Source organism: Streptomyces muensis (genome assembly GCF_021474425.1).
GTDB lineage: Bacteria > Actinomycetota > Actinomycetes > Streptomycetales > Streptomycetaceae > Streptomyces > Streptomyces muensis.
The window spans coordinates 1-6,649 of sequence record NZ_JAKEIP010000359.1; the positions used below are offsets into that span (position 1 = coordinate 1).

Consider the following 6,649-nt stretch of genomic DNA (forward strand, 5'->3'; position numbering starts at 1 on the left):
CACCCACCCCACCCGTCCTGATCGTCGACCAGTTCGAGGAGACCTTCACCCTCTGCCCCGACGAGGCCGACCGCCGTGCCTTCATCCAGCTCCTGCACGCCGCCTGCACCCCCGCCGAACCCGGCGACCTCCCGCCCGTCCTCGTCGTGCTGGGCATCCGTGCCGACTTCTACGAGCAGTGCCTGGCGCACGCCGAGCTGGCCGACGCGTTGCAGCACCGGCACATGGTGCTCGGCCCGCTGACGACCCCGGAGCTGCGGGAGGCGGTGACCGGGCCGGCGAAGGCGGTGGGGCTTGAGATGGAGCCGGGGCTCGCGGAGCTGATCGTGCGGGAGGTGAGTGCCGACGGGCCGCGCGGGACGCATGACGCGGGGGTGCTGCCGCTGCTGTCGCACGCGCTGCTCGCCACCTGGCAGCGGCGCAAGGCGGGGCGGCTGACGCTGGCCGGGTATCGCGCGGCCGGCGGGATCCAGGGTGCCGTCGCCGCCACCGCCGAGCGGGCCTGGTCCGGGCTCGACCCCGCGGCGCGTACCGCGGCCCGGCTGCTGCTGCTCCGGCTGGTGCGGCTCGGTGAGGACACCCAGGCGACCCGGCGGCGCGGGACGCGGCGGCAGCTGGCGGCGGAGTCGACGGATCCCGGCAAGACCGAGGAGTCGCTCGAAGCGCTGGTGCGGGCCCGGCTGGTGACGCTGGACGCGGAGACCGTGGAGATCACGCACGAGGCGCTGCTGCACGCCTGGCCCCGGCTGCGGGACTGGATCGACGAGGACCGGCAGGGCAATCTGCTGCGCCAGCGGCTGGAGGAGGACGGCCGGGCCTGGGAGGAGTCCGACCGGGACACCTCGCTGTTGTACCGGGGATCGCGGCTGGGTCAGGCCCACGAGTGGGCCCGCTCCGCCGGGGACACCTTCCTGACCCGCAGCGCGGTGGAGTTCCTGGCCGCCTCGGTCCGGCTGCGCCGGCGCACGGTGTGGATCATGCGCAGCGCGGTCGCGGCGCTGGTCGCGCTGGCGATGCTGGCCGTCGGCGCCGCGGTGGTCGCCTGGCAGCAGCGGGACGACGCCATGTTCGCGCAGGTCCTGGCCGAGGCCGACCGGTTCCAGTACACCGACCCGTCGTTGTCCGCCCAGCTCGACCTGGTCGCCCACCGGCTGCGCCCGGACGACGAGGACGCCACCAGCCGGCTGATCTCGATCGTGAACGCGCCGCTGGCCACGCCCCTGCTCGGCCACACCGGCGCCGTCTACCTGACCACGTTCAGCCCGGACGGCAAGCTCCTGGCCACCGCCAGCTACGACCGGACCGTGCGGCTGTGGGACGTGGCCGACCCGCAGCGGCCCAAGCCGCTGGGCAAGCCCCTGACCGGGCACGAGAGCTGGGTGAGCAGCGCCGTCTTCAGCCCGGACGGCCGTACGCTCGCCAGTGCCGCGGACGACGGCACGGTCCGGCTGTGGGACGTACGGGACCCGAGCCGGCCACGCCCGCTCGCGGCGCCTCTGACCGGGCACGAGGGCACGATCTACCTGGTCGCGTTCAGTCCGGACGGCCGTACGCTCGCCTCGGTCAGCGAGGACCGGACGGTGCGGTTGTGGAACGTGGCGGATCCTGAGCGGCCCGAGGCGCTCGCCACGCTGGGCGGATCCGAGGCCGCCGTGCGGTCCGTGGCGTTCAGCCCGGACGGCGAGACGCTGGCGGCCGGGGGCGACGACAAGACGATCCGGCTCTGGGACGTGTCCGAACCGGCCCGGCCGCAGGCGCTTTCCACGCTGACCGGGCACACCGCCCTGGTGCACTCGGTCGCCTTCAGCCCGGACGGCCGCACCCTCGCCAGTGGCAGCGCCGACGACACGGTCCGGCTGTGGGACGTGGCCGACCCGCGCCACGGCAGTCAGCTCGGCTCCCCGCTCACCGGGCACACCGGCCCGATCTGGTCGGTGGCCTTCAACCCCGCCGGCACCATGCTGGCCGCCGCCAGCGCGGACAGCACCGCGAGTCTGTGGAACGTCCGGGACCGGGAGTATCCGTCCCAGGTCGGCGAGCCGCTCGCGGGCGCCAGCGGGGAGATGTTCGCGCTCGGGTTCAGCCCCGACGGCCGTACGCTCGCCACCGGCAGCGGCGACAGCAAGGTGCGCCTGTGGTCGATCCCCACGTCGGACATGATCGGCGGCAAGGGGGCGTTCCGTCCCGACGGCAAGGTGCTGGCCACGGCCGCGCGCGACGGGGCGATCCGGCTGTGGGACGTACGGCATCCCGACCGGCCGGTGGCGCTGAGCGAGCCGTTCATGCCCGGGGCCACCGGCCAGCGCTCCCATGTGTTCACCCCCGACGGCCGCACTCTCGCGGTGGCGACGGGCGAGCAGAGCGTGCGCCTGTGGAACGTGAGCGACCCGGCCCACCCGACGCCCTACGGCTCGCCCATCCGCCTGCGCACCCGGTTCATGGGTCCCGACGCGCTGGCCATCAGTCCGGACGGGCGCACGCTGGCCACCGCCTACGACACCCGCCACATCCAGCTGTGGAACGTCAGCGACCCCGCGCACGTGGTGCCGCTCGGCCCGCCCATTTCCGGGCACACCGGCTACATCAACTCCCTCGACTTCAGCCGGGACGGCCGCACCCTGGCCAGCGGCAGCGCGGACGCCACGATCCGGCTGTGGAACGTGACCCGGCCGGACCGCCCCGAGCCCCTGGCCAGGCTCACCGGCCACACCGGGCCCGTGAACGTCCTGGAGTACAGCCGGGACGGCCGCACGCTGGCCAGCGGCAGCGACGACGACACCGTGCGGCTGTGGGACGTCACCGATCCGCGCGAGGCGACCGAGCTGGGCGCGCCCCTGACCGGGCACACCGAGTCGGTGGTGTCGCTGACGTTCAGCAAGGGCGGGCGCTATATGGCCAGCGGCGGCAACGACAACACGGTCCGGCTGTGGAACGTCTCCGACCCCTCCCACGCCACCGCGGTCGGCCAGGCGATGAGCCCCAACGCCAAGACCGGCAACTTCCTGATGTTCAGCCCTTCGAGCCATATGCTCGGCGTCTCCAGCGGCCCCGACACGGTCCGGCTGTGGAATTTGGACGTGGACCAGGCCGTCCGCCGCGTCTGCTCGACCACACACGGCGTACTGACCCGGGAGAAGTGGCAGGAGTACCTGCCCCGGCTGTCGTACGAGCCGCCGTGCGCGTGACAGCTCCGCACGGCCCGTGACCAGGCCGGGACGCTGTGCCAGGAAAGGGCTCGGGCGGACAGCGGTTTCCGTGATCCCGATCACAACCCAACCTCACAGCGGATCAGGCGGCTCCCGTGAGGCAGGCAGCCTTGTTACTGTGGGTGCAGCCCGATCGCTGGTGCATCCCCCGTCGCCAGCGATCGGGCCTTCTCATGCCCGTGGACGCCCCGGGGCAGGAGTCGTGAAGGGCCGTGCGGAGTCGTACGCTGATCCTGTCCGACCCCGGACAACAAGCCGGTGACCGCCAGTGCCGAAGGCGTACGAAGTGATCACGGACGAGCTGCGACGCCCCCGCAGTGCGCTGCTCCGCGACAACCACCGGCACCAGTGGGAGAAGGACCGGGCCCGCCGTCCCCTCACCACGCGGGCCGCGACCGGGGCCACCGAGCACGATTCCGGCCTCCGGGTGGGTGACCTCGTCTTCCACGCTCGCTACCGCGAGGTCGCCGCGCCCCCGCGACTCGCGGCCGTCTTCGGCATACCGGAGGGCATCCCCCTGCTGGAGCGCACCTACCGGACGCGGTGCGCCGCCGAGAGCGCCCCGTTCAGCCTGGTGACGTCCTACCTGGTGCGCGAGATGATCGCCGCCAACCCCGAGCTGCTGGACGACGCCAACGAGCCCTGGCCGGGCGGCACCCAGAACCAGCTCTACACGGTCGGCATCGAGGTGGGCCGCGTCGAGGAACGGGTCACCGCGCGCCCGCCGACGCAGCGCGAGCGGCGGGAGCTGGATCTGCCGCCGGGGACCGCGGTGATCCTGCTGCGCAAGACCTCGTACGACATCACCGACCGCGTCGTGGACCTCTCCGAGGTCACGCTGCCCGGCGACCGCGCCGAACTGCTCTTCACCACGTTCCTGGAAAGGTGGTGAGCGCGGTCGTGACCCGGCGCATCACCGTCGTCACCGCTGTCCACGGCCCGTCGGCGGTGTTCCTGCCCGACGCCCACAAGTCGCTGTGCGAACAGGAGTTGCCGGCGGGCTGGGAGTGGCAGTGGGTGATCCAGGAGGACGGGCAGACGGACGCGGTCCGCCCCTACGTCCCCGACGACGCGCGGGTGACCTTCCGTCAGGGCCGCCCCGGGGGCCCCGGCGTGGCGCGCACCATCGCGCTCGCGCACACCGAGGGCGAGTACGCGAAGATCCTGGACGCCGACGACCAGCTCACCCCGGGCGCGCTCACCCGCGACCTCGCGGTCCTGGAGGCCGACCCCGCCGTCGGCTGGACGACCTCCCGGGTCCTTGACCTCCTGCCGGACGGCTCGACGGCCGGTTTCCCCGGCGACCCCGACGACGGGCCGATCGAGCGGGGTGCCGTGCTGGACTTCTGGACGGCGAACGACTTCCGCGCCCCGGTCCACCCGGCGACCCTGTGCGTACGCCGGGAACTGCTGCTCGCGCTCGGCGGCTGGATGGCCCTGCCGGCCTCCGAGGACACCGGCCTGCTGCTCGCGCTGGGCTCGGTGAGCCGGGGCTGGTTCTCGGCGGAGGCGGGGCTGCTCTACCGCAAGTGGGACGGCCAGATGACCGGCCAGCCGGCCCATGTCGACCCGGCGGAGCGACGGGCCCGCATGGCCGTGGTGGAGGCGCGGGCCCGGGCGCTGGCCTCCTTCGGCTGGCGGTGGCCGCCCGCCGCTCGCTGAGGGCTCCTCAACGCCCCTGGTCAACGCCCCTGGTCGAAGGGCAGGTCGAGCATCCGGATCGCGTTCCCGCGCAGCAGCTTGTAGGCCACCTCGTCGGAGAGCCCGCCGACGTGCTCCTCGGCCACCCGCTTGGTCTCCGGCCAGGTCGAGTCGACGTGCGGATAGTCCGTCTCGAAGGTCGCGTTGTCGACGCCGACGGTCTCGATCGCCTCGATGCCGTGCTTGTCCCGGAAGAAGCAGCAGAAGATCTGGCGGTAGTAGTACGTCGACGGCGGCTCCGGGATCAGGTCCTTCACGCCGCCCCACGCCCGGTGCTCCTCCCAGACGTCGTCCGCGCGCTCCAGGGCGTACGGGATCCAGCCCATCTGGCCCTCGCTGTACGCCAGTTTCAGCCGGGGGAACTTCACCAGCACCCCGGAGAACAGGAAGTCCATCATCGACGCCATGGCGTTGTTGAAGCTGAGGGACGCCTGCACGGCGGGCGGGGCGTCGGGCGAGGCGGCCGGCATCTGCGAGCTGCTGCCGATGTGCATGTTGACGACCGTGCCGGTCTCCTCGCAGGCCGCGAAGAACGGGTCCCAGTAGCCGGAGTGGATGGACGGCAGCCCGAGATAGGTGGGGATCTCGCTGAAGGTGACCGCCCGCACCCCGCGCGCCGCGTTGCGGTGGATCTCGGCGACCGCGAGGTCGATGTCCCACAGCGGGATCAGACACAGCGGGATCAGCCGGCCGCCGCTGTCACCGCACCACTCCTCGACCATCCAGTCGTTGTAGGCGCGCACGCACGCCAGCCCGACCTCCTTGTCCTTGGCCTCCGCGAAGGTCTGGCCGCAGAAGCGCGGGAAGGTCGGGAAGCAGAGCGAGGCCTCGACATGGTTGATGTCCATGTCCGCCAGCCGGGCCTTCGGATCCCAGCAGCCGCGCCGCATCTGCTCACGGGTGATCCCGTCCAGCGTCATCTCGTCCCGGGAGAACCCGACGGCCGCGATGATGCGCTTGTACGGGAAGAGGTCCCCCTCGTACTCCCACCAGTCGGTGATCTGGCCGTCCGGGTCCGTGGTGAACCGGTACTTCCCGCCGATGTACTCGAGTTCCCCGATCCCGGCGGTCAGGGGCTTCGGGCCCCGGTCCCGGTACTTCGCCGGGAGCCAGGTCTCGAAGAGATGCGCGGGCTCGATCACGTGATCGTCCACGCTGATGACCCTGGGCAGGTCCTTGGTGCCGCTCTCGGTACTGGCCACGCCACGCCTCCCGAATCTGACGACCCATCAGATTCAGGGTAGGGGGCGTCCCCGGGGGCGGCAAGAGACGGTCCCGTCAGCTGTTCCAGCTCTCGTCGTACGGATCCGTCGGCTCCGGCACCGGCTCGGCCCGCGTGACCTCGATGAACGGGATCGGGCCGCCGTTGACCGGGTCCTCGGCGCGGCGCGGGGTGTAGGTGCCGGTCACCCGCAGCCAGGTGTCCGGCTGGAGGACGGGCGGGACCTGGCCGGTGAGGGCGACCTTGACCGGCTGGGCGTCGGCGGCACAGCAGTTGAGGGCCATACGGACGAGGTAGGGGGTGCCGTCGCCGTCCAGGGCCAGGAAGCCGGTGAGCCGGACCTCGCGGCCCCGCAGGGTGCGGCCGTGGTCGTAGACGGCACGGCCCGCGTAGTCGACGACGCTGAGCGGCAGGGGGTCGGCGGCGGGGAGGTCGGGGTAGGCGAGGGGTTCCTGGAGGGCCGTACCAGTGCGGGTGGCGCTGTAGGAGCCGAGGGCGGGCGGGGCCACGAGGATCAGGG

The 6,649-nt window shown here is 72.5% G+C and carries 4 protein-coding genes and 1 pseudogene; 3 read left to right on the plus strand and 2 right to left on the minus strand.

Features of this window, described 5'->3' with window-relative positions; all coding sequences use genetic code 11:
* The 3 genes and pseudogenes from L0P92_RS40680 to L0P92_RS40690 form a co-directional block, all read left to right on the plus strand.
* On the plus strand, positions 1 to 3,185 hold a 3,185-nt coding region (locus L0P92_RS40680; protein WP_234768169.1), incomplete at its 5' end, for a WD40 repeat domain-containing protein.
* Between the two features lie 283 nt (positions 3,186 to 3,468).
* Positions 3,469 to 4,098 (plus strand): annotated as a pseudogene (locus tag L0P92_RS40685) (UTRA domain-containing protein); the annotation flags it as partial.
* Between the two features lie 8 nt (positions 4,099 to 4,106).
* Positions 4,107 to 4,868 carry a glycosyltransferase family 2 protein gene (locus tag L0P92_RS40690; RefSeq protein WP_234768171.1) on the plus strand — a complete coding sequence of 254 codons (762 nt, stop codon included), beginning with the start codon at positions 4,107 to 4,109 and terminating at the stop codon, positions 4,866 to 4,868.
* A gap of 20 nt (positions 4,869 to 4,888) precedes the next feature.
* On the opposite strand, the gene L0P92_RS40695 is transcribed toward L0P92_RS40690, so the two are convergent.
* Positions 4,889 to 6,109: an amidohydrolase family protein gene (locus L0P92_RS40695; protein WP_234768172.1), complete on the minus strand. Its 1,221-nt coding sequence runs from the start codon at positions 6,107 to 6,109 to the stop codon at positions 4,889 to 4,891.
* 76 nt (positions 6,110 to 6,185) lie between these two features.
* A partial coding sequence (locus L0P92_RS40700) for a TIGR03943 family putative permease subunit (RefSeq protein WP_234768173.1) occupies positions 6,186 to 6,649 on the minus strand: 464 nt, incomplete at its 5' end.